Origin of the sequence: Streptomyces sp. AV19, assembly GCF_015999245.1 — a bacterium.
GTDB lineage: Bacteria > Actinomycetota > Actinomycetes > Streptomycetales > Streptomycetaceae > Streptomyces.
In genome coordinates this window covers 139833-162747 of sequence record NZ_JAEAMR010000009.1, presented here as the reverse complement: position 1 = coordinate 162747, position 22915 = coordinate 139833, and the positions used below count along the sequence as shown (strand labels likewise).

The following is a 22915-nucleotide window of genomic DNA, read 5'->3' as shown; positions in this document are numbered from 1 at the left end:
TGGGGGCGCAGGGGGCGAAGCCCCCGCACCACCGCGCGGAGCGCGGTGCCGGGCCCCGGGGCGCAGCCCCGGAAGAAACGGTGAAAGGGCGGGGCTGGGGCACAACCAACCAACCCACCCACGGAGGCACCCATGCCAACAGAGTTCGACTACGACGTCATCGTCGTGGGCTCAGGCTTCGGCGGCGCCGTAACCGCCCTCCGCCTCACCGAAAAGGGCTACCGCGTCGGCATCCTCGAAGCCGGCCGCCGCTTCACCCGCGACACCCTCCCCAAGAACTCCTGGGACCTGCGCAACTACCTCTGGGCCCCGGCCCTCGGCCTCTACGGGATCCAGCGCGTCCACCTGCTCGGCCATGTGATGGTCCTGGCCGGGGCGGGAGTCGGCGGCGGCTCGCTCAACTACGCCAACACCCTCTACGTCCCCCCGCGTTCGTTCTTCGAGGACCCGCAGTGGGCGGACATCACCGACTGGCACGAGGAGCTGAAGCCGTACTACGCGCAAGCCGAACGCATGCTCGGCGTGCGCCTCAACCCCACGACGACCCCCGCCGACGTCCACCTCAAGGCCGCCGCCGACCGCATGGGCTTCGGCCACACCTACCACCCGGCCCCCGTGGGCGTCTTCTTCGGCGACGGACGCGACGCCGGTGCGGGGAACGACGGGCCGTGCGCCGCCCCCGGCACCGAGGTGCCCGACCCGTACTTCGGCGGCGCCGGCCCCTCCCGCACCGCCTGCACCGAGTGCGGCGAGTGCATGACCGGCTGCCGGCACGGCGCCAAGAACACCCTCAACGAGAACTACCTGTACCTCGCCGAACAGGCCGGGGCCGTCGTCCACCCGCTCACCAAGGTCGTCGCCGTCGCCGAACTCCCCGGCGGGGGCTGCCGCGTGGCCACCGTCCCCACCGACCGGCACCGGGCCCGCCCCCGGACGCTGCGCGCGCGGCACGTCGTCCTCGCCGCCGGCACGTACGGCACCCAGACGCTGCTGCACACCATGAAGGACCGCGGCCTGCTGCCCCGGATCTCCGGCCGCCTCGGCCACCTGACCCGGACCAACTCCGAGGCCCTCGTCGGCGCCCAGACCACCGACCGCCGCTACCGCAGGGCGCACGGCACGGCGGCGGACTTCACCCGGGGCGTGGCGATCACCTCCTCCGTACACCCCAACCCCAACACCCACATCGAGCCCGTCCGTTATGGAAAGGGCTCCAACGCGATGGGCCTGCTGACCATCACGCAGGTACCCGTGGCCACCTGGCGCGTACCGGCGTTCGTGGCGTCCTGCGCGCGCCACCCGGTGCTGCTGATGCGCTCCCTCTCCAAGCGCCGCTGGTCCGAGCGGACCATCATCGGCCTGGTGATGCAGTCCGTGGACAACTCCCTGACCACGTACCGCCGGAGGAGGGGCCCGGGGAAGGGCCTGCTGACCGCGCGGCAGGGGCACGGCGCGCCCAACCCCGTGCAGCTCCCCGAGGCGTCCGAGGCCGCGGCCAGGATCGCCGAGGAGATCAACGGCTTTCCGGGCAGCAACGTGGGCGAGTTGGCGGGCACCCCGCTCACCGCTCACTTCCTCGGCGGATGTCCCATCGGCTCCGATCCGGAGCGCGGGGTCGTCGATCCGTACCACCGGCTCTACGGCCATCCGTCGATCTCCGTCGTGGACGGCTCCTCGGTCAGTGCGAACCTGGGCGTCAATCCCTCCCTGACGATCACGGCCCAGGCGGAGCGCGCCATGTCCTTCTGGCCCAACAAGGGCGAGCCGGACCCGCGGCCGGCGCAGGGGGGCGCGTACGTACGGGTGGCGGCGGTCGAGCCGCGCGAACCGGCCGTGCCCAAGGGCGCGTTCGGGGCGCTGCGGCTGCCGTTCCTGCCGGTCCCTCCCGTGCCGCCGGCCGGTCGATAGGGGAACGGCGAAGGGCCCCGGACCGTCAACGCGGGGGCGTGCGGACGGCCGCGGGGCCCTTGATTGCCGGCACCGGGATCAGGGCGGTTCGGTGCCGCGGAGCGGCGCCGGGGGGAGCGCCGCGGGTCTGGGTGGTCCGACCAATGGCGGTAAGGGGCAAGGGGTTTGCCGGGGACTCGGTGTCCTCTTCGCATCGTGGGGCATGACCCCGGTCGGGCGCAACCGCCCGCCGCGGATGCGGCCGGTCCCGGGCGTCCCCGGAACCGGCCGACCGGGTTGGCGGCCGGACTGCTGTCCCCTGCCGACCGGCCGCCGTACCACCGGAGTGAGGTCCCACGACGCGCGTCTTCGGCGTCTCACACTCCGGTGGATCCGCCCTGTCGTTGCCGGGCGCCCAGATGAACAGGGGCGGAGACCACGCGTGGATTTCTGGTGGGCCGCTCCTGGCTGGCGCGGACACCGGTTCCAACGAAGCCGGTCGTGAGGCGGTCACGCGCCGTACGGGTGACGGGACGGGCGCGGGGTTTCCGGCGCGATACGCGGGAACGGGCGCGTCAGACGCGGCCCCGGCACAGGTCCAGCAGGGTCATCGCCAGGACGGTGCCGTTCTTGCCGAGCCGGTCGCTGTAGTGCGTGAGGATCTCCATCTCGCGGGAGAGGTTGACCCGGCGGCCGCCGGAGGCGATGCGCGCGCGCTGGATCTCCTCCGAGACGGCCATCCGTTCCTGGACGAGGCCGATGATCCGGCCGTCGAGGTCGTCGATGCGCTCGCGGGCGCCGGTGATCAGGTGGACGGCCTCGTCGGTGCGGGCGCCGGTGTTGTCGGTGGCGGTGTCGCCGGTGGTGGTGGTCATGGCGGGGGTTCTCCTCGGGGTCCGGTGCCCGGTGCCGCCGCGGCCCGGAGGAGGAAACGCACGAGCGCCCCGGGCCTTGGCCGGCCCGGGGCGCTCGTGGAAGTCGCTGTTCTATCGCTGAGCAGCACGACCATGGCAGCCGGACGGGCCGGTGCCATAGGTAAAGACGAAGGTCGAGTGCTCGCGCATGGCGGACAGTATGGCCCCGGGACGGCCCCGGAGCCAACCGGATGACCACTGGACGGCCACTGGATGACCGGCGGATGCCCACCGGATTCGGATGGTGAGACAAAAGCGGCCACCCCCGTCCCGGTAGAATCGACAAATAGAGACCCCCACCCTCGATTCGCCGGAAGGGCCGCTCCCGTGTCAGCAGCACCTCCTCCCGCCGCCCACGACCACACCGCGGAACCGGTGCTCGTTGTCGACTTCGGCGCCCAGTACGCCCAGCTCATCGCCCGTCGCGTGCGCGAGGCGCGGGTCTACAGCGAGATCGTTCCCAGCACGATGCCCGTCGCCGAGATGCTCGCCAAGCAGCCGAAGGCGATCATCCTGTCCGGCGGCCCCTCGTCCGTCTACGAGGAGGGCGCGCCCCGCCTCGACGACGCCCCCGCGCTCTTCGGCGCCGGCGTCCCCGTCTTCGGCATGTGCTACGGCTTCCAGCTGATGGCCACCACGCTCGGGGGCACGGTCGACAACACCGGCGCCCGCGAGTACGGCCGTACCGCGATGTACGTCAGCCGGACGTCCTCGACGCTCTTCGAGGGCACCCCCGCCGAGCAGCCGGTGTGGATGTCGCACGGCGACGCCTGCTCGGCCGCGCCCGAGGGCTTCACCGTCACCGCCTCCACCGACCTGGTGCCGGTCGCCGCCTTCGAGAACGACGAGCAGCGGCTCTACGGCGTGCAGTACCACCCCGAGGTGATGCACTCCACGCACGGCCAGCAGGTCCTGGAGCACTTCCTCTACCGCGGCGCGGGCATCGAGCCCACCTGGACCACGGGCAACGTGATCGAGGAGCAGGTCGCGGCCATCCGCGAGCAGGTCGGCACCCGGCGCGCCATCTGCGGCCTGTCCGGCGGCGTGGACTCCGCGGTCGCCGCGGCGCTCGTCCAGAAGGCCATCGGCTCCCAGCTGACCTGCGTCTACGTGGACCACGGCCTGATGCGCAAGGGCGAGACCGAGCAGGTCGAGAAGGACTTCGTCGCCGCGACGGGCGTCCAGCTGAAGGTCGTCGACGCGCAGGAGCGCTTCCTGTCCGCGCTGGCCGGGGTCTCCGACCCCGAGGAGAAGCGGAAGATCATCGGCCGGGAGTTTATCCGGGTCTTCGAGCAGGCGCAGGCCGAGATCGTGGCCGAGGCGCCCGGCGACCAGCCGGTCGAGTTCCTCGTCCAGGGCACCCTGTACCCGGACGTCGTCGAGTCCGGCGGCGGCACCGGCACCGCCAACATCAAGTCCCACCACAACGTGGGCGGCCTCCCCGAGGACCTCGAGTTCAAGCTCGTCGAGCCGCTGCGGCAGCTCTTCAAGGACGAGGTCCGCATGGTCGGCCAGGAGCTCGGCCTGCCCGAGGAGATCGTCCAGCGCCAGCCCTTCCCGGGCCCGGGCCTGGGCATCCGCATCGTCGGCGAGGTCACGCGCGAGCGCCTCGACCTGCTGCGCGAGGCCGATGCCATCGCCCGCGAGGAGCTCACCGCCGCCGGTCTCGACCGCGAGATCTGGCAGTGCCCGGTGGTCCTGCTGGCCGACGTCCGCTCGGTCGGCGTCCAGGGCGACGGCCGCACCTACGGCCACCCGATCGTGCTGCGCCCGGTCTCGTCCGAGGACGCGATGACGGCCGACTGGACGCGCATGCCGTACGAGGTACTGGCGCGGATCTCCACCCGGATCACCAACGAGGTCCGGGACGTCAACCGGGTCGTGCTCGACGTGACGAGCAAGCCCCCGGGGACGATCGAGTGGGAGTAGTCGCTCCCTGAAGGTGCCCGGGCCGTGCCCCTCGTCCACAGCTGTGGACGAGGGGCACGGCCGTTCCATGGGTGTTCCTGACCCCCGCCCGTCGGCGGGGGTCCGCTCGTCCTTGCGAGCCCCATAGCAGTGCATTTGTGCGAATTAGGATGGTCCGACGCCGAGGCGCAGCCGCCTCGGCTTCGTCACGCCCGGAACAGTCGTCACGCCCGGAACACCGGACCCGCAAGGAGCACGATGCGCCGCCTCGCCCGCCCCCTCGGAGTGCCCGCCGCCCTGGCCCTGGCCGGCCTGGCCGCCGCCGGCTGCGGCGGAGCCGCCGACGCCGAGGAGAAGCCGGCCCGCTCGGTCTCCCCGTCCGCGTCCGCGCCCGCGAAGCCCGCTCCCGTCACGGAGAAGCCCGCGCCCCCGGCCGCCCTGCTGCCGGGCGCCGCCCGGATCGTCCGGCCCGAAATAGCCCCCGCCAACGGGGAGAAGGTCGGCGTCGGCCAGCCCATCGCCGTCGTCTTCAAGCAGCAGAAGGTGGCCAAGGAACTGCGGGCCGGGATCGAGGGGCGGCTGAAGGTCTCCACGTCCCCGAAGGTGCCCGGCGCCTGGTACTGGGACGAGACCAAGGGCGACACCCGGGTCCACTTCCGCCCCGAGAAGTTCTGGCCCGCCGGGACGAAGGTGACGCTGGACGCCCGGCTCGCCGGCGTGAAGCTCGGCACGGGCACCGCGGCCGACCGCGACCGCACCGTCACCTTCACCATCGGCGACTCCATGGTCAACACCGTGGACCTCAAGGCCCACACGCTCACCGTGGTCCGCAACGGCAGGACGCTGCGCACGATTCCGATCAGCGGCGGCGACGAGTCGAAGGGCTTCGGCACCCGGCAGGGCATCAAGACCATCCTCGCCAAGGAGGGCCGGGTCATCATGGACTCGCGCTCCATCGGCATCCCGCGCAACCACCCCGACGGCTTCTACGGCTCGTACGACTACAGCATGCGCGAGACGATCAGCGGCGAGTTCGTGCACGCCGCCCCCGACAACGCCGAGTCGTTCGGCAAGGAGAACGTCAGCCACGGCTGCATCGGCATGTCCACCGAGAACGCCAAGTGGCTCTACGGCCTGAGCCGCAAGGGCGACGTCGTCGAGGTCAAGGGCGGCGTGAAGCCCAAGCCCATGGACCGCTTCGGCAACGGCTACGGCGACTGGAACATCGACTGGCAGGAGTGGCTCAAGGGGAGCGCGCTGGGCCTGCGCACCGGCTGATCCCGGGGCGGAGGGGCAGGGTCCCCGCAGGCGTTCCGGCGTGTCCCGGCCGGAACGCCACCCCTTCTTCCCCGTGCCTCAGCGCTCGACGCCGCGCCCGCCGCGGCGGCGGCGGACGAGGTACCCGATGGAGGGGACGGCCCCGCCCAGGCACAGGCCGCCCACCAGGGCCGGCAGCAGCGCGTACGCGGGGAAGTGCCACCGGCCCGCCGCCTCCAGCAGGTAGGCCAGGCCGCCGCCCAGCAGCACCAGGCCCACGACCAGCCTGCCGGGCTCGAAGTCATGCCGCCGCACGGGTCACCTCCACCTCTCCGATTCCGGTCTTGAGCCGCAGTTCCAGCGTTGCGCGCGACGGCTGCCCGGGGGCCGGGCGCAGGGTCGCGCGCCGGGTCTGACGGGGTTTCACGTCCACGTCCCGGGGGTTCCCGTCGGGCAGCCGGACGGCGCCGACGCCGACCTCGGCGGTGACCTCCGCCGTGACGTCCGGGGGGAGGACGACCTCCAGCCGTCCCGCCCCGACCTCCACGGACGTGGTGAGCCGGCCGGAGCCGGAGCGGGGCAGGCCGGTGAGGTCCAGCGTGCCCGTGCCGCTGCCCACCCGGTACTGCGGCCGCAGCCCGTCCGTGGCGGCCGGGCGCCAGGTGACCGACCGCCAGTCGGCGGTGACCGACTCGGGCAGGGCGGCGGCGCCCGCCAGCAGCAGGCCCGTCAGCACCGCCATGGTGACCGTGCCGCCGCCGGTGCGTCCGTACCGGGAGCTGAGCGCGATGCCCGCGCCGAAGACGGCGAGCGCGCACCCCAGGCCGATCTGCAGCGAGGTGCCCAGTGGGCGGCCGTGCCACGACAGGGCGATGCCCAGCGCGCAGGCCGCGGCGGCCAGCAGGAACGTCCAGCCGCCGAGCTGCCGGCCGTCGCGCACCCGGCGCCTCCGCTCCTTCGCCACCACCCCGGCGTCGTGCGGGCCGTCGTCCGGGCCCCACAGATAGCCCGGGTCACGGCGGCCGGCGGCGACGGGGTCGCGCCACCAGGACGGGGCGCCCGGCGGCGGTGGTGCCCGGGTCTCGGGCGGGGCGTCCATGGCCTTCTGCGGCTTCTGCGCCTTCTGCGCGGCCGGGGGTTCGGCCGCCGTCTCGGGCGTCCCGCGCCGCAGCCGCGACCAGTGGGCCGTGCCGATCAGGGCCAGCGTGAGCATCAGCGAGAACGCCATCGCCCCGCTGTTGTTGAGCATCGACAGGAAGAGCCCCGAGCCCACCAGCGCGCACAGCACAGCCGTCAGCGCCGGGCCCTCCACCCGGCCCGAGAGCATCCGGCGGCCCTCGTTCTCCTCCTCGCCCTCCAGCGGGATCAGCAGCCACGCGAAGCCGTAGACGATCAGGCCCAGTCCGCCGCTGACCGCCAGCACCCCCAGGACCACCCGGAAGATCACCGGGTCCAGGTCGAAGAACCGGCCCAGCCCCCCGCACACGCCGGAGATCATCTTGTGGTCGCGGCTGCGCCGCAGCGGCGCTCCGGGGCCGGGGGAGGGGGGTGCGTCGGTCATGGGCCCATCGTGTCAACCGGCGCGGGCGGGCGGCATCCGTGGTGACCCTGGCCCTTCCCTGAGATCGTCCCCGAGGCGGCTCCGGTTAGGGTGACGCATCGAACATCTGGCGGGAAACGGGCGGAGAGGCGGAGGTGCGCACGGTGTCCGACGCGTCCCCCGGGCATCTGCTCGCCGGCCGCTACCGGCTGCTCGAACACATCGGCCGCGGCGGCATGGGCACCGTCTGGCGCGCCGAGGACGAACTGCTGGGCCGGCACGTGGCGGTCAAGCGGCTGCGCGTGCCGCACGGGATGGACGAGGAGGAGCTCGCCACCCTCTGCGAGCGGACCCGCCGCGAGGCCCGCAGCGCGGCCCGGATCAGCCATCCCAACGTGGTCGTCGTCCACGACGTCGTCGAGGACGACGGGATGCCCTGCATCGTCATGGAGCACGTGCCCTCCCGGACCCTCGGCGAGGTCCTGGCCGATGGCACGCTCGCCCCCGGCGAGGCCGCCCGCGTCGGCCGCGGCATGATCGCCGCCCTGCGCGCCGCCCACGCGGCCGGGGTGCTGCACCGCGACGTCAAGCCCGGCAACGTGCTGCTGGGCCACGACGGGCGGGTCGTCCTCACCGACTTCGGCATCGCGCGCCTCGCCGGCAACTCCACGCTCACCAAGACCGGCGAGATGGTCGGCTCCGTCGACTACATCGCCCCCGAACGCGTCCGGGGCGCCGGCCCCGGCCCGGCCGCCGACCTGTGGGCGCTGGGCGCGACCCTCTACGAGGCGGTCGAGGGCCGCCCGCCCTTCCGCCGCGACACCGCCGTCGAGACGGCGTACGCGATAGCGGTGGACCCCCTGGACCCCCCGCGCCACGCGGGCCCCCTGACCCGCCTGATCGAAACCCTCCTGACCCGCGACCCGGCCCTGCGCCCGCCGGCGGAGCTGGTGGAGCAGATCCTGGAGGACGCGGGGGCCGCGGGGGCCGCCGGCGCGGCGGCCCCGGGGCCGGCTGCCGGGGCGGGCGCGACCGGCCCGGCTGCCGGTGTCGCCGTTCCCCCGGTACCGGCCTCCGGGGTGTTCCCGGCGCCCGACCGGGCGGGTGCGCCCGGGAGAGCCGCCTCTGCGGGGCGCGCCGCGACCGGGTCCGCCGGCTGCCCCGGGGCGCTCCCGGCGCCCGGACCGGACGCACCTGTCGGCGCCTTGGAAGCCATGCGCGCGCCCGCCTCGTCCTGGACCCCCGCCGAGGCGGGGGAGAGCCCGGCGGCTGGGGCTGCTTCCCCTTCCGCTCCCGTTTCCGGTACGGCCCCGGCAGCCGTGCGGCCGGACCCGCAGGCGTGGCCCGGTCCGGCCGGGGCGACCACCCGCGTCGCCGACGCGCCGGGCCTCGCGTGCAGTGCCGCTCCCGGGCCGGGCCCGGAAACAACTCCCGGCTCCGCCGGAGCGACCACCCGCGTCGACGGGGTACCGGACGCTGCACGCGGCGCCGCGCCCGAGGCGGGCCCGGAAGCGGCCCCCGGCTCCGCCGAGGCGACCACGCGTGCCGCCCGGGCGCCGGGCGCCGTGAGCGGAACTGGCCCTGGAGCGGCCCCGGAAGCGTCTTCCGGCTCCGCCGGAGCGGCCGTCCACCCGCCCGGGGCGCCGGGTGCCGCGCGCGGCGCCGTCCCCGGGCCGGGCGCGGCGACGGCCTGGGCTTCGGCCCCGGGGGCGGTCCCGGAGGCGGTCCCCGGCTCCACGGGGACGGCCACTCGTGCTGCCGGGACGCCGGACGTCGCGCGCGGCTCCGCCCCCGGGCCGGGCCCCGGCACGGATCGGGCCTCAGCCCTCGGGACGGGCCCGGATGTGGTCTCCGGCCCCGGCGGCGCGACCGCAACCGGTTCGGAGGCACCGACCGCCGCCGTCCCCGCGGGCGGCCGTCGCGGCCGCGCCCGCAGGTGGGCCGTGGCCGGTGGCACCCTCGGCGTCCTGCTGGCGGCCGTCGTCGCGTACCTCCTCGTCCCGGGCGGGGACGCGGACGACGACGCCGCGCCGGCTCCGCGCCGGACCCCCGGCTCCGCCGGGCCGCCGCAGCCCGTCGTGCCGCGCGGCCACCACTGGGTCGAGGAGAAGCGGCTCGGCGTCGCGCTGCCCGTCCCGGACGGCTGGCGCCGGCAGGAGAAGTCCGCGGTCGAGGTGGACTACATCGACCCGACCGGCCGCGTCGACCTCAAGATCAACGTGCTCGACCTGGCGGGCCCGGACCCCCTGCGGCACTGGGAGGACGTGGAGCGGGAGGTCAGGAGGAAGCTCACCGGCTACCGGCGGCTGCGGATGCAGGAGACCTCCTACCGAGGCGGCCCGGCCGCCGTCTGGGAGTTCTCCTTCACGGGCCGGGCGCGCCAGTACCGCGCCATCGACCTGGGCTTCGGCAGAGCAGGCGGCGACGAGTACGCCGTCTACCTGTCGGCCCCCGCCGAGCAGTGGGACCGCCACCGGCCGGTCTTCGACGCCGTGCGCGACGGCCTGCGCGTCACCGGAAGGGGCCGCGGCTAGGGGTTCGGTCAGGGACGACCCCGATGCCCCGGGCGCCCGGCCCGTGTGACGATCGGGGCATGACCGGCGCACCGACGACGCAACCACGGCCCGGCAGCGGCGCCTACGCGCCGGCCGCCCCCGAACCCGCCCCCCTGCGCAAGCTCTACCGCAGCGCCGAGGGCCGGATGCTCGGCGGTGTCGCCCGTGGCCTCGCGGGCCACCTGGGCGTCCCGGTGGCCTGGGTGCGGCTGGTCTTCCTGGCGCTGCTGATGGCACAGGGCATGGGGGCGCTGCTGTACGCGGTCTTCTGGTTCGTCGTGCCGCTCGGCGTCGGCGGCGTGCAGGCCCCCCGCCCGGCGGCGGACGACGGCGTAGCGGCGGACGGCCGCCGGCACCTGTTCTCCCGCAAGCCCGACCGCGGCCAGATCCTCGCGCTGATCGCGCTGGTCGTGGGCGCCGCGATCCTCCTCGACCGGCTCCACCTCGGCCGGGCCAACGTCTACGTCTGGCCGCTCGTGCTGATCGGCGCCGGTGTCGCCCTCGTCTGGCGGCAGGCGGACAACGCCCGCCGCGCCCACTGGATGGAGGTCGCCGGCAGCAAGCGCGTCCTGCCGTTCGCCCGCGCCGCGGCCGGCGTGCTGCTGGTCGTCGTCGGCGTCACCGGCATCGTCGTCCTGCAGAGCTCGGCGGAGCACCTGGGCACCGTGCTCCAGGCGTCGCTGGCCGTCCTGGTCGGCATCGCCCTGCTGGCGGGCCCGTCGGTCGTGCGGATGACGCAGGACCTGTCGGCCGAACGCACCATGCGCATCCGCGCCCAGGAACGGGCCGAGGTCGCCGCCCACGTCCACGACTCCGTCCTGCACACCCTGACCCTGATCCAGCGCAACGCCGAGGACCCCCGGGAGGTCGCCCGCCTGGCCCGGGCGCAGGAGCGGGAGCTGCGCGCCTGGCTCTACGACCCGGAGGGCCACGGCAAGGACGAGGCCGAGGAGCCGGAGACCCTGGCCGAGGCGGTGCGGGCGGCGGCCGCGGGCGTCGAGGACCACCACGGCGTCCCCATCGAGGTCGTCGTGGTCGGCGACTGCCCGCTGGACGACAGGCTGCGCGCGCAGATGCAGGCCGCGCGCGAGGCCATGGTCAACGCCGCGAAGTACGGTGGCGAGGGCGGCGCCGTCCAGGTGTACGCCGAGGTCGAGGGGCGTACGGTCTTCGTCTCGGTGCGCGACCGGGGCCCGGGCTTCGACCTGGACGCGGTCCCGGAGGACCGGATGGGAGTCCGGGAATCGATCATCGGCAGAATGCAGCGCAACGGCGGCACGGCCCGCCTGCGGTCCGTGCCCGGCGGGGGGACGGAAGTGGAGCTGGAGATGGAGAGGGCGGAGAACCAGTGATGACGACCGACGGGACGACGGAACAGCCGGCGGAGCGCCGGGTGCGGGTGGTGCTGGTGGACGACCACCGGATGTTCCGCACCGGGGTCCAAGCCGAGATCGGCGCCACGGACCGGACCGGCGTCGAGGTGGTCGGGGAGGCGGCGGACGTCGACCAGGCGGTCACCGTGATCACCGCGACCCGCCCCGAGGTCGTCCTGCTGGACGTCCACCTCCCCGGCGGCGGCGGGGTCGAGGTGCTGCGCCGCTGCGCGGGGCTGATGACCGCGGCCGAGGCGCCCGTCCGCTTCCTGGCGCTGTCGGTGTCCGACGCGGCGGAGGACGTCATCGGCGTCATCCGGGGCGGCGCCCGCGGCTACGTCACCAAGACGATCACCGGCGCGGACCTGATCGACGCGGTCTTCCGCGTCCGGGACGGCGACGCCGTCTTCTCCCCGCGGCTGGCCGGCTTCGTCCTCGACGCCTTCGCCTCCACGGACGCCCCGCCGGTCGACGAGGACCTGGACCGCCTCACCCAGCGTGAGCGCGAGGTGCTCCGGCTGATCGCCCGCGGCTACGCCTACAAGGAGATCGCCAAGCAGCTGTTCATCTCCGTGAAGACGGTGGAATCCCACGTTTCCGCGGTGCTGCGCAAGCTCCAGCTCTCCAACCGGCACGAGCTGACCCGCTGGGCGACGGCCCGTCGCCTGGTGTGACGGATGGTGTGGACGGTGTGAGAGACGGCACGTTCCGTCACAAACGGGAACCCTGACCCGGGCCCGGACATCTAACCGTGGCGGAAGGCTCTCCAGAGTAGGGCCGGGGCCGAGAGGCCCGCAGATCCGAAACGAGAGCCGACTCGATGAGCTTGATGGGGACGCCCTTCTTCGTGACCACGATCGTCCTGGTCGTGGTCGCCCTTGCGCTGCCTCTGTTCCTGTGGAGCAGGATCCGGGGCCCCCGGATCGTCCGGTACGTCGCGCGGCTGTTCATGCTGCTCTTCGCCCAGGCCACGGCGATCACGATGGTCTTCGTCGTCGTGAACAACGCCAACGGGCTGTACGACAACTGGGACGACCTGCTCGGCACCGGCGACCACGTCGCTTCCGCCGCGAACCTCGGCAAGGACGGCACCGGCGGCAAGCAGATGAAGGACCTGCCCCGGGTGATCCAGAAGTTCAAGCCCGTCACCGACGAGCGCATGGGCGAGGGCGTCCGCAAGACCCAGCTCAAGGGCCGCGTCTCCGGCGTCAACGGCGAGGTCTACGTCTGGACCCCGCCGCAGTACGACGACCCCAAGTTCAAGAAGAAGAAGTTCCCCGTCGTCGAGGTGCTCCCCGGCTTCCCGGGCTCCGCGAAGGCCTGGTTCGGCACGCTCAAGGTCAACGAGCAGCTCAAGCCCATGATGGAGAAGGGCGAGATCCAGCCCTTCATCATCGTCGCGCCGCGCACCACCCTCCTCGGCGGCAAGGTCGACACCGGCTGCGCCAACACCCCCGGCACGATCAACGCCGACACCTGGCTCAGCTTCGACGTCCGCAAGATGGTCGTGGACAACTTCCGGGTCAGCGAGAAGCCCGAGGCGTGGGGCGTCGCCGGCTACTCGGCGGGCGCGCACTGCGCCGCCAAGCTGGCCATCGCCCACCCCGACCGGTTCCGCGCCGGCGTGAGCCTGTCCGGCTACAACGACCCCATCGGCGTGCGCGCCTCGCTCACCGCCAAGACCCCGGCGCTGCGCAACGAGAACAACCCGCTGAAGATGCTCAAGCGGGCCAAGACCCCGCCGCCGGTGGCCCTGTTCCTCTCGGGCAGCGAGCGCGACGGCTACCGCGCCGGCCTGGACATCAAGAAGGCGGCCAAGCTGCCCACCACGGTGGAGGTCAAGGAACTCCCGGCGGACGCCGGCGGCCACAACACGGCCGTGTGGAAGGAACAGGTCCCCGAGATCTTCCAGTGGCTCACCAGGCAGCTGACGGCATAGCCGCTCTCAGGCGGGCCTGACCGCCCCGGCGAAGGGCATCGTGTCGATGCCCGAGACGCTCACCGGCGCCCCGGGGTGCGGGGCGTGGATCATCTTCCCGTCGCCGACGTAGAGGCCGACGTGGCTGACGCCGGAGTAGAAGAAGACCAGGTCGCCCGGGGCCAGCCGGTCCCGGGCGACGCGGTGTCCGGAGTTGATCTGGGTGTAGGTGGTGCGCGGCAGGGAGACGCCGGCCGACCGCCAGGCCGCCTGCGTCAGCCCCGAACAGTCGTAGCCGGACGGGCCGGTGGCGCCCCACACATACGGCTTGCCGAGCGCCCGGTAGGCGAAGGCCACGGCCTGCCCGGCGCGGCCGCTCACGGGCAGGTGCTCCGGCACGGCGTGTTCCCCGGCTTTGTGCAGGGTCTCCCGCGCGGCGGCGGGCAGCGAGTGGAGCAGCTTCCGGGCCGCCGTCAGCTTCGCCTCCACCGTGCGTTTGTGCCGGGCGAGCGCCCGCTGCTCCCGTTCGAGCTCGTCCAGCTTCGCCTCGGCGGTGGTCCGCACCTGACGGACCTCCTGGATCTCCCGCCGCACACGGGCCACTTCGGACGCCTGCCGGGCGCCGCTGCGCTCGGTCAGCGAGGCCCGGTCGAGGAAGCGCCGCGGCGAGGAGGAGAGCAGCAGCCGCACGGAGGAGGGCACGCCGCCCGTGCGGTACTGGGCGGCGGCGTAGGAGCCCAGGGCGTTCCGGGCGTCGTTGAGGCGCTCGGCCCTGCGGGCCGCCTCGTCCTGGAGGCGGTCGAGCGCGGCGCGGGCCCGGTCGGTGCGCTCCTTGGCGCCGTTGTACTGCTCGGTCGCCGTCTCGGCCTGCCGGTAGTAGCGGGAGACCTGTGCCTTCACCTCGTCCGGGGTGCTCTGCGGGGCGGCGTGGCCGGTGCCGTCGAGCACGGTGGCGGTGGCCGCCCCTGCCAGGGCGAGCCCGGCCGCGGTCCGGGCGGTGCCGCCGACGAGCGGATGCTGCTTGGGCTTGCGGTGCGACGCCACGGTGGCCGTCACTTCCTTCCGGTCCGGAGGGAGGCGGTAGCAGTGCGGCGGTGGCCCGTACGAGGGGGGAGAGAGGGCGGGCCACCGCCGTCTGGGGACAGGACGCTAAACCGCGGGGTGCCGCGGTAACGCGCATGACTGGTACTGGACGGAAAATGGCCGCAATCTGCGGTGAATCGACCGCGGGTGGCCGGAAGTCTCCCGGCGGCTCGGAGTGATACGGCCCACATATGACCGAAACGGTGATCTTCCCCCGGTATCAGGTGAGTTGGTGGTACAGCCCCAATTTCGGTGCGAACCGGTCATCCGGCTAGGGTCGGTCCTCATGGACGCACTGATTCACGCCATGGTCGGCCTGCACATCGTCGGCATCGCCTGCCTGCTCGGAGGCTTTCTGACCCAGATGAAGGCCATCGGCCGCGGGCAGGCCCGGATGACCCCCGCGATGCTGCACGGCGCGCTCGCGATGCTGGTCACGGGCGTCGCGCTGGTCGGCCTGAACCAGTCCCAGGGCCACCCGGTCAACACCGTGAAGATCGGCCTGAAACTTGCGCTCCTGGTGGTCGTCCTGGGTCTGGTGTACGTCAAGCGGGACGAGGAGCGCGTCGAGGCCGCCGCGTTCGGCACGGTCGGCGCCCTGACCACCGCCAACGTATTCGTCGCCGTCCTGTGGGTCTGACCCGCACCCTCGCGGACCGCCTCCGGAAGCCGGGACCGGCTGTCGGCGGGGCCGCCTAGACTCGGACAACGATGAGCAGCCTCTTTGACGACAGCTTCCTGGCGAACCTCGTCCCCTCCGACGAGGAGCCCCCGCCGCCCCCGGAGGACGACGCGGCCCCCGAGCCCCTGCCGGACGACCTCTTCGGCGGCAGGTTCGACGCACCCGCCCCGCGGGACGCGTACTACCGCGACGGCGCCCCGCGCCCCGTCATCGACCCCGCGGCCCTGCTGGACGGGATGAACGACCAGCAGCGCCTGGCCGTGCTGCACTCCGGCTCCCCGCTGCTCATCGTCGCGGGCGCCGGATCCGGCAAGACCCGCGTCCTGACCCACCGCATCGCCCACCTGCTGGGCGCCCGCGGCGTCCACCCCGGCCAGATCCTCGCGATCACCTTCACCAACAAGGCCGCGGGCGAGATGAAGGAGCGCGTCGAGCAGCTCGTCGGCCCCCGGGGCAACGCGATGTGGGTGCTCACCTTCCACAGCGCCTGCATCCGCATCCTGCGCCGCGAGAGCAAGAAGCTCGGCTTCACCTCGTCCTTCTCGATCTACGACGCCGCCGACTCCAAGCGCCTGATGGCACTGGTCTGCCGGGACCTCGACCTCGACCCGAAGAAGTTCCCGCCGAAGTCCTTCAGCGCCAAGATCTCCAACCTCAAGAACGAGCTCATCGACGAGGAGGCGTTCGCGGCCAAGGCGGCGGACGGCTTCGAGAAGACGCTCGCCGAGGCGTACACGATGTACCAGTCGAGGCTCCGCGAGGCCAACGCCCTCGACTTCGACGACATCATCATGACCACGGTCCACCTGCTCCAGGCGTTCCCGGACGTCGCGGAGCACTACCGGCGCCGCTTCCGCCACGTCCTCGTCGACGAGTACCAGGACACCAACCACGCCCAGTACACCCTGGTGCGCGAGCTGGTCGGCACCGGCGACGAGACGGCCGAGCTGTGCGTCGTCGGTGACGCCGACCAGTCCATCTACGCCTTCCGCGGCGCCACCATCCGCAACATCCTCCAGTTCGAGGAGGACTACCCGGACGCCACCACGATCCTGCTGGAGCAGAACTACCGCTCCACGCAGACCATCCTCAACGCCGCCAACGCCGTCATCGAGCGCAACCAGAACCGCCGCGCGAAGAACCTGTGGACCGAGGCCGGCGCCGGCGCCGCCATCACCGGCTACGTCGCCGACACCGAGCACGACGAGGCCCAGTTCGTCGCCGACGAGATCGACCGGCTCACCGACGCCGGCGACGCCAAGGCCGGCGACGTCGCCGTCTTCTACCGCACCAACGCCCAGTCCCGAGTCTTCGAAGAGATCTTCATCCGGGTCGGGCTGCCCTACAAGGTCGTCGGCGGCGTGCGCTTCTACGAGCGCAAGGAGGTCCGCGACGTCCTCGCCTACCTGCGCGTCCTCGCCAACCCCGAGGACACCGTGCCGCTGCGCCGCATCCTCAACGTGCCCAAGCGCGGCATCGGCGAGCGCGCCGAGGCCATGATCGACGCGCTGGCGCTCCGGGAGAAGATCGGCTTCGCCCAGGCGCTGCGCCGCGTGGACGACGCGTACGGCATGGCCGCCCGCTCCGCCAACGCCGTCAAGCGCTTCAACGTCCTGCTGGAGGAGCTGCGCACGGTCGTCGAGTCCGGCGCCGGCCCGGCCACCGTCCTGGAGGCCGTCCTGGAGCGCACCGGCTACCTCGCCGAGCTCCAGGCGTCCACCGACCCGCAGGACGAGACCCGCATCGAGAACCTCCAGGAACTCGCGGCCGTGGCCCTGGAGTTCGAGCAGGAGCGTGGCGAGGAGGAGGGCGCCGGCACCCTCGCGGACTTCCTGGAGAAGGTCGCCCTCGTCGCCGACTCCGACCAGATCCCGGACGAGGACGAGGAGGGCGCCGGCGTCATCACGCTGATGACGCTGCACACGGCCAAGGGCCTGGAGTTCCCCGTCGTCTTCCTCACCGGCATGGAGGACGGCGTCTTCCCGCACCAGCGCGCCCTCGGCCAGGCCAAGGAGCTGGAGGAGGAGCGACGGCTCGCCTACGTCGGCATCACCCGCGCCCGCGAGCGGCTCTACCTGACCCGGTCGGGCATGCGCAGCGCCTGGGGCCAGCCTTCGTACAACCCGCCGTCGCGCTTCCTGGAGGAGATCCCCGAGAAGTACGTCGAGTGGCGGCGCACCGGCCCGGCGACGCCGTCGGCGTCGGTGTCGGGCATGGCCTCCGGCGTCTCCTCCTCGCGCAAGAGCGGTCCGAGCGGCTTCGCCACCCGGCGCGCCAAGGACCGGCAGGTCGTCTCCCTGGCCGTCGGCGACCGCGTCACCCACGACTCGTTCGGGCTCGGCACGGTCGTCTCGGTCAAGGGCATGGGCGACAACGCCGAGGCCACGGTCGACTTCGGGCAGGAAAAGCCGAAGCGCCTGCTGCTGCGGTACGCGCCGGTCGAGAAGCTGTAGGCCGCCTACGTCGGGTCGAGGTCGTGGCCGCGCAGCCACGGCAGCGGGTCGACCGCCGATCCGCCGGGCCGTACCTCGAAGTGCAGGTGCGGTCCGGTGGAGTTGCCCGAGCTGCCGGAGTAGGCGATCACGTCGCCGGCCTTGACCTGCCCGGAGCGCACCCGGGTGCTGCTGAGGTGGCAGTACCAGGTCTCGGTGCCGTCCGGTGAGGTCACTATGGCCATGTTGCCGTAGGCGACGTTGTACTGGGTGCGCACGGTGCCGTCGGTGGCCGCCATGACGGGAGTGCCGTAACCGACGGGGAAGTCGATGCCGGTGTGCACCGACATCCAATTGACGCCCGCCTGCCCGTAGTACGCGCTGAGTCCGTGCTGGTTGACCGGGAGCGCGAACTTGGGCCGCTCGGCCTCCTTGCGGGCGGCCTCCTCGGCCTTCCGCCGGCGCTCCTCCTCCTGGCGCAGGCGCAGGTCGATGCGCTCCTGGGTGCGGTTGGCGCGGGTGGCGAAGTCGTCGGCGCCCCGGCTGAGCCCCGCGAGCTGGCTGTCCAGCGCGTTGTTGGCGGCGTTGGCGGTGGAGATCTTGCCGGCGGCCGAGGCGTCCTGGGTGTCCGGGGCCGAGGCGGCCCGGGCCTGCCGGTCGCCCTCCTGGCCGCTGTTGGTGGCGACGGTCGCGGCGGCCACACCGGCCACGCCCATCACGGCGACGGACGGCACCGCCACGGTGAGCAGGGCCTTGCGGCGCGGACGGTAACCGGACCGGGGCGCGCCGCCCTTGCGGCGGTTGGGCACGCGCGCGGCGGACGCCTTCCGGCCGTGGGCCTTCCCGCCCTGTGCTTCCGCCCCTTCGGCCCCTTCCGTCCCGGACGGGGGGGCGAGGACGGCGTGCATGGTGCGGGTGGCGTCGTCCTGGACGGGGGCGGACGGCTCCGCGGCGTCCATGACGGCGTCCACCGCGGCGCCCAGGGGGACGGCCAGCAGCGTCGGGTCGTGCGCGGGAGCGGGCTCCTCGGCGGCGGTGTAGGGGGAGGTGTCCCAGGACTGGGTGGGCGCGGCGTGGTGGGCGTCCCAGGACGAGGCGTCGGGGACGGGGGCCTCGTGGGCGTGGGCCGCTTCGGGGGTGTGGGTCCAGGACGAGGTGTCCCAGGTCTGGGTCATCGCGGCGGCCTGGTGGCCGCTGGTGTCCCACTGCCCGCTGGTGTCCCATTGGCTGTTGGTGGCCCATTGTCCGGAGACGTCGGCGTGCTCCCAGCCGGTGGAGACGGACCCGGTGGCGACCGAGCCGGTGGAGCCCGTGGTGTCCCACTGCCACTGCCCGGCCGGGCCGGTACCGCCCCAGGACGGGTCCTGCGCGTGACCCCAGCCGGTCTGGTGCTGACCGGTCTGGTGCTGACCGGTGTCGAGCCGACCGGTGTCGAGGGCGCTGAAGTCCCAGACCTGGGTGTGTCCGGTGGCGGCGCCCCACTGGCCGGTGGTGTCCCAGGTGCCGGAGTCGTACGTGCCGGAGTCGTACGTGCCGGAGTCGTACGTGCCGGAGGCGTACGTGCCGGAGGCGTACCCCGAGGGGGCGTAAGGGGAATGCTGCTGCTCGTAGGACGGGTGGTGTCCGTATGAGGCATCGGGAGCGGGAACCGACGGGTCCGGTGCCGCCGAGGGGTGACGGTCGTTCACCACCACTTCCATTTCGCCTTGGGAGCAGGAGAAGTAGCGGCGACTGTACCCGGCGGTATGCGACGGCCACAATCTTCCTCACGTTTATGGGGCCTGGAGCCTGGGGAATTGGCCGCCTTTCGGTGGACGGGACGCCGTCGAGTCGCTTCGGCGTTCGAAAATCGTTCGACATTTATCGGGCAAGTGGGGTCCGATCGGAGGTTGGCCTCCATTGGCGGGATCACACGAAAGAGCCTGATTCCTCTCGGCCGCTCCCGCTGCCCCTCACTGCCCCTCATGCCACCGAGGCGGTGCCGTGGGCGTCGTCCGCCCCGCCCCTCGAAAGCAGGGCCTGCCGGACGCCGGCCGCCACCGCGCCGTGCACCGGCAGGGCCAGGTGCCCCACGCCGGTGACGCGGATGTTGCGCACCACCAGGTCGGGGTGGTCGATGCGGGCCGTCTCGACGGGGGTCATGATCTGGTCGAGGTCGCTCCAGAAGCTCACGAAGCGCGTCCGGCAGCCCGGCGCGGGGCGGGCCAGTTCCGCTATGACGTCGGAGTCCGGGCGCATCTGACGCACCACCGGGTGGACCGACGCGAGCGGCGCCACCCGCGTGCCGGAGTGCGGTGTGCCGAGAGTGACCAGGGTGCGGACGCGGGCGTCCCCGCCCTGCCGCTGGACGTGGTAGCGGGCCATCAGCCCGCCCAGGCTGTGGCCCACCACGTCGACGCGCGGGGCGCCCGTGCGGGCGCAGAGCTCCTCCACGTGCCGCCCGAGCGCGGTGGCCGCGGCGCGGAGGTCGCGGGTGAAGGGCGAGTAGTTGAGGGACGTCACCTGGCCCCAGCCGTGCCGGCGCAGCGAGTGGCGCAGCAGCACGAAGACCGAGCGGTTGTCGAGGAAGCCGTGCAGGAGGAGGACGGGCGGGCGCTCCTCCGGGGGGTCCGGGGGGCCGGGCGGATCCGGCGGTTCGGGTGGGACCGGCAGGACGGCGACGGGCGCGGCCCGCCGCTCCTGGACCACGCCCGTGGGATAGAGCAGGACGTGACAGGTGAGGATCGCCAGCTCCAGCGCCGAGGACCGCAGCAGGGCGGTCGACGGGCGCGTGGCACCGGAGAACGCGGACAATACGGGCAAGGCCCCCATGGCCGACCTCCTGGAACGGCACACAGCCGAAGCCCGGTCCCCCGTGTGCCCTCTCGGCCGGGGAGCCGTGTGCCGTCTGCCGCACCGCTGTGCCGTGCGGCTGCCGGCGCGGCGGTGCGGCGGACTCGTTCGCGGCTCCCCTCGCGAACCGGCCCGCGCCTTCCGGAAGCGGGAGGCGGGAGCGGTGCGCGGCGAACGTGGTGTCCCCCGTGTGATTTCCCCCTCGCTCAGCACCGCGAAACGACGGCTTGCGCGATGCTGGGGAACTGAAGATAACGTTCGTTCACGTCCCGGCCGGCTGACGGCAGTCGTACATGGAGGCAGTGATGGGAGTGACCGGTCCGATCCGCGTGGTGGTGGCCAAGCCGGGGCTCGACGGACACGATCGCGGGGCCAAGGTCATCGCGCGTGCGCTGCGCGACGCGGGCATGGAGGTCATCTACACCGGTCTGCACCAGACGCCCGAGCAGATCGTCGACACCGCGATCCAGGAGGACGCCGACGCGATCGGCCTGTCCATCCTCTCCGGTGCGCACAACACGCTCTTCGCGAAGGTGATCGAGCTGTTGCGGGAGCGCGACGCGGAGGACATCAAGGTCTTCGGCGGCGGGATCATTCCCGAGGAGGACATCCCGCCGCTGCGGGAGCTCGGCGTGGCCGCGATCTTCACGCCCGGGGCGACGACGACGTCGATCGTGGAGTGGGTCCGCGCGAACATCCGCGGGGCGGACGCGGAGGCGTGACCTTGCGGGGGGGGTGTGTGACCCTGCGGGGCTGCTCCCCGCCCCGCCCCCAGAGGGGGCACCCCCAGTCCTCAAACGCCGGACGGGCTGGATTTCGCGCCCGGCGCTGGACATTCAGTGCGGGCGCGCACAATCAGCCCGTCCGGCGTTTGAGGACGAACGCGGCGCAGCCGCGTTGCCCCCGCGCGGAGCGCGCGAGAAACGGTGAAAGTGGGGGTGCCCCCTCTGAGGGAGGGTCGGGGAGAAACTCACCCACCCAACTCCTCTCGCATCGCGGCCCGCAACCGCAACGTCCCCTCCAGCCTCCCGAACGCCTCCGCCCAGTGATCCGCGCCCCCTGCACGCCCGGCGCGCAGCCGCCCCGCTTCCGCAGGATCGACGCACCGCTCCGCCAGCCCCATCACCCCACTGAAGCTCCACGGGTAGCCACCCGCCTCCCGGGCCGCCCCGAGTGCGTCGACGACCGCCCGCCCCAGCGGCCGCGCCCACGGCGCCTCGCACACCGCGAGGAGCCGGAACGCGTCCGACAGCCCGTGCGCCGCCACGAACCGCCCCGCCCACGCCGCCCGTTCGGGCTCCGGGAGCACGGACAGCAGCCGCGCCGGATCCCGCCCCGGTGAACCGTCCGGCGCCGGCGGCGCCGTGGCCGGCCCGAGCAGGGCCCGCGCCCACTCCGCGTCGCGCGAGCGGATCGCGGCCCGGCACCACGCCGCGTGGAGGTCGGCCCGCCGGCCGTCGGCGACGGGCAGGGCCACCGCCTCGGCCGCCCCGGCCACGCCGAGCCGGACGGGCCAGAACGCCAGGGGCGTGGCCTCCACGATCCGGCCCAGCCACCACGAGCGCCGGCCGCGGCCCGACGGCGGGGCGGCGGATATCCCGTCGCGCCGCATGGCGGCGTCGCACTCGTGCGGGGCCTCGACGGTGATCAGCCGGCCCTCCGGGGCGACGCAACCGCGGGCCCGTTCGGTCATCCTGGCCGCCAGCGCCGAACCGGGCAGGCGGGCGAGGAGCTCGGCGGCCAGGGCCCGTACGTCGCGGGCGCGGTCGTCCAGGGCCCGTTCCAGGAACGGCTCGTCGGCGGGCGAGAGCCCCTCCCGGAGGGCCCCGAGGAACGCCGCCCGGTCCTCGGCCCGCTCCTTCGCCCAGGTGCCGGCCAGCAACTCCCGGGCCGCCCCCGGGTCGTACCCGCGCATCGCCGCCAGCACGGCCGACCGCTCGGCGAACAGGCCCTCCCGCCACACCCGCCCCTCGTCCCCGGGCGCCGGACCGCCCGCCGAGGGTGCGCGGAGCGCGTACGCCCACTGCGGGTTGAGCCGGGCCAGCCACAGCCCGCGGGGCCCGGCGAGGGCCAGCGCCCCCGGCCGCAGGCCGGTCCGGGCGCGGGCCGCGTCGAGCAGGCCGGGGAGCAACTCGTCCGGCGCGCGGTACCCGTGGCCGTTGGCGGCCGCCAGCCACTGCGGGAGCAGCTCGACGAGGTCCGGCCCGGCGGCCCGCCGCCCGCCGGCGGAACCGGACCGGTCGTCGAGCATCCCGGCCAGCCGCCGCCGCGCGGCGGCCGGGAGCGGCGGCCGGGGATCGGCCGGGGCGGGACCGGGCCGGGCCCGCGCCCCTACGGGCAGGGCGGCGGCCCGCCGCCGCACGGTGTGCACGGCCGCGGCGTCCAGCAGCGCCAGCGCGGGGTCCTGCCCGGGACGGCAGCGCACCGGCGCGGCGCGCCGTCCCGTCCCGAGCAGGGCGGTGGTGACGAGATCGTCCCAGGGGATCTCCGCGTTCACGAGGGTGACCTTTCCGGTGGGGGAGGAGGCACGGCCG

Annotated in this window: 17 protein-coding genes; 10 read left to right on the top strand and 7 right to left on the bottom strand. The window is 73.6% G+C overall.

Annotated elements, in window-relative coordinates; all coding sequences use genetic code 11:
• Window positions 1-132 precede the first annotated feature (132 nt).
• Window positions 133-1908, top strand: a complete 1776-nt coding sequence (locus tag I5Q34_RS17210) for a GMC oxidoreductase (protein WP_199893174.1) — start codon at window positions 133-135, stop codon at window positions 1906-1908.
• A gap of 554 nt (window positions 1909-2462) precedes the next feature.
• Here I5Q34_RS17210 and I5Q34_RS17205 read toward each other — a convergent pair.
• Complete coding sequence (locus I5Q34_RS17205) at window positions 2463-2762, bottom strand: chorismate mutase (RefSeq protein WP_199893173.1); 300 nt, start codon at window positions 2760-2762, stop codon at window positions 2463-2465.
• A gap of 366 nt (window positions 2763-3128) precedes the next feature.
• On the opposite strand from I5Q34_RS17205, the gene guaA reads away from it, so the two are divergent.
• On the top strand, window positions 3129-4730 hold the full coding sequence (gene guaA / locus I5Q34_RS17200; protein WP_199893172.1) for a glutamine-hydrolyzing GMP synthase: 1602 nt from the start codon (window positions 3129-3131) through the stop codon (window positions 4728-4730).
• Window positions 4731-4967: 237 nt separating this feature from the next.
• Window positions 4968-5987: an Ig-like domain-containing protein gene (locus I5Q34_RS17195; protein ID WP_199893171.1), complete on the top strand. Its 1020-nt coding sequence runs from the start codon at window positions 4968-4970 to the stop codon at window positions 5985-5987.
• A 78-nt stretch (window positions 5988-6065) separates the two neighbouring features.
• On the opposite strand, the gene I5Q34_RS17190 is transcribed toward I5Q34_RS17195, so the two are convergent.
• Complete coding sequence (locus I5Q34_RS17190; protein WP_199893170.1) at window positions 6066-6281, bottom strand: hypothetical protein; 216 nt, start codon at window positions 6279-6281, stop codon at window positions 6066-6068.
• Complete coding sequence (locus I5Q34_RS17185) at window positions 6268-7527, bottom strand: PspC domain-containing protein (protein ID WP_199893169.1); 1260 nt, start codon at window positions 7525-7527, stop codon at window positions 6268-6270. Before I5Q34_RS17185 ends, I5Q34_RS17190 begins: the two co-directional genes overlap by 14 nt.
• 215 nt (window positions 7528-7742) lie before the next feature.
• Here I5Q34_RS17185 and I5Q34_RS36070 point away from each other — a divergent pair, with 215 nt between their 5' ends.
• From I5Q34_RS36070 to I5Q34_RS17165, 4 genes are all read left to right on the top strand, one after another.
• A complete protein-coding gene (locus tag I5Q34_RS36070; protein WP_374193036.1) occupies window positions 7743-10040 on the top strand; it encodes a protein kinase in 2298 nt (765 codons plus the stop codon).
• Between the two features lie 59 nt (window positions 10041-10099).
• Window positions 10100-11413: an ATP-binding protein gene (locus tag I5Q34_RS17175; RefSeq protein WP_199893167.1), complete on the top strand. Its 1314-nt coding sequence runs from the start codon at window positions 10100-10102 to the stop codon at window positions 11411-11413.
• Window positions 11413-12108: a response regulator transcription factor gene (locus tag I5Q34_RS17170; RefSeq protein ID WP_199893166.1), complete on the top strand. Its 696-nt coding sequence runs from the start codon at window positions 11413-11415 to the stop codon at window positions 12106-12108. The genes I5Q34_RS17175 and I5Q34_RS17170 overlap by 1 nt, the downstream gene beginning before the upstream one ends.
• Window positions 12109-12254: 146 nt before the next feature.
• Window positions 12255-13373 (top strand): esterase family protein, encoded by a 1119-nt coding sequence (locus I5Q34_RS17165; protein ID WP_199893165.1) that lies wholly within the window; start codon window positions 12255-12257, stop codon window positions 13371-13373.
• A gap of 6 nt (window positions 13374-13379) precedes the next feature.
• Here the strand turns inward: I5Q34_RS17165 and I5Q34_RS17160 are convergent, their stop codons facing one another.
• A complete protein-coding gene (locus tag I5Q34_RS17160) occupies window positions 13380-14396 on the bottom strand; it encodes a C40 family peptidase (RefSeq protein WP_199893384.1) in 1017 nt (338 codons plus the stop codon).
• Window positions 14397-14721: 325 nt separating this feature from the next.
• Here I5Q34_RS17160 and I5Q34_RS17155 point away from each other — a divergent pair, with 325 nt between their 5' ends.
• Together I5Q34_RS17155 and pcrA are read left to right on the top strand one after the other, a co-directional pair.
• Window positions 14722-15075 carry a hypothetical protein gene (locus tag I5Q34_RS17155; RefSeq protein ID WP_199893164.1) on the top strand — a complete coding sequence of 118 codons (354 nt, stop codon included), beginning with the start codon at window positions 14722-14724 and terminating at the stop codon, window positions 15073-15075.
• 71 nt (window positions 15076-15146) lie between these two features.
• Window positions 15147-17570 carry a DNA helicase PcrA gene (gene pcrA, locus I5Q34_RS17150; protein ID WP_199893163.1) on the top strand — a complete coding sequence of 808 codons (2424 nt, stop codon included), beginning with the start codon at window positions 15147-15149 and terminating at the stop codon, window positions 17568-17570.
• A gap of 5 nt (window positions 17571-17575) precedes the next feature.
• Here the strand turns inward: pcrA and I5Q34_RS17145 are convergent, their stop codons facing one another.
• Both I5Q34_RS17145 and I5Q34_RS17140 read right to left on the bottom strand, forming a co-directional pair.
• Window positions 17576-19237, bottom strand: coding sequence for a M23 family metallopeptidase (locus I5Q34_RS17145; protein WP_199893162.1), 1662 nt, complete (start codon window positions 19235-19237; stop codon window positions 17576-17578).
• A gap of 274 nt (window positions 19238-19511) precedes the next feature.
• Window positions 19512-20360 (bottom strand): triacylglycerol lipase, encoded by an 849-nt coding sequence (locus I5Q34_RS17140; RefSeq protein WP_199893161.1) that lies wholly within the window; start codon window positions 20358-20360, stop codon window positions 19512-19514.
• Window positions 20361-20686: 326 nt separating this feature from the next.
• Here I5Q34_RS17140 and I5Q34_RS17135 point away from each other — a divergent pair, with 326 nt between their 5' ends.
• Window positions 20687-21103, top strand: coding sequence for a cobalamin B12-binding domain-containing protein (locus I5Q34_RS17135; protein ID WP_199893160.1), 417 nt, complete (start codon window positions 20687-20689; stop codon window positions 21101-21103).
• Window positions 21104-21351: 248 nt separating this feature from the next.
• Here the strand turns inward: I5Q34_RS17135 and I5Q34_RS17130 are convergent, their stop codons facing one another.
• On the bottom strand, window positions 21352-22878 hold the full coding sequence (locus tag I5Q34_RS17130) for a DUF5691 domain-containing protein (RefSeq protein WP_199893159.1): 1527 nt from the start codon (window positions 22876-22878) through the stop codon (window positions 21352-21354).
• Window positions 22879-22915 lie beyond the last annotated feature (37 nt).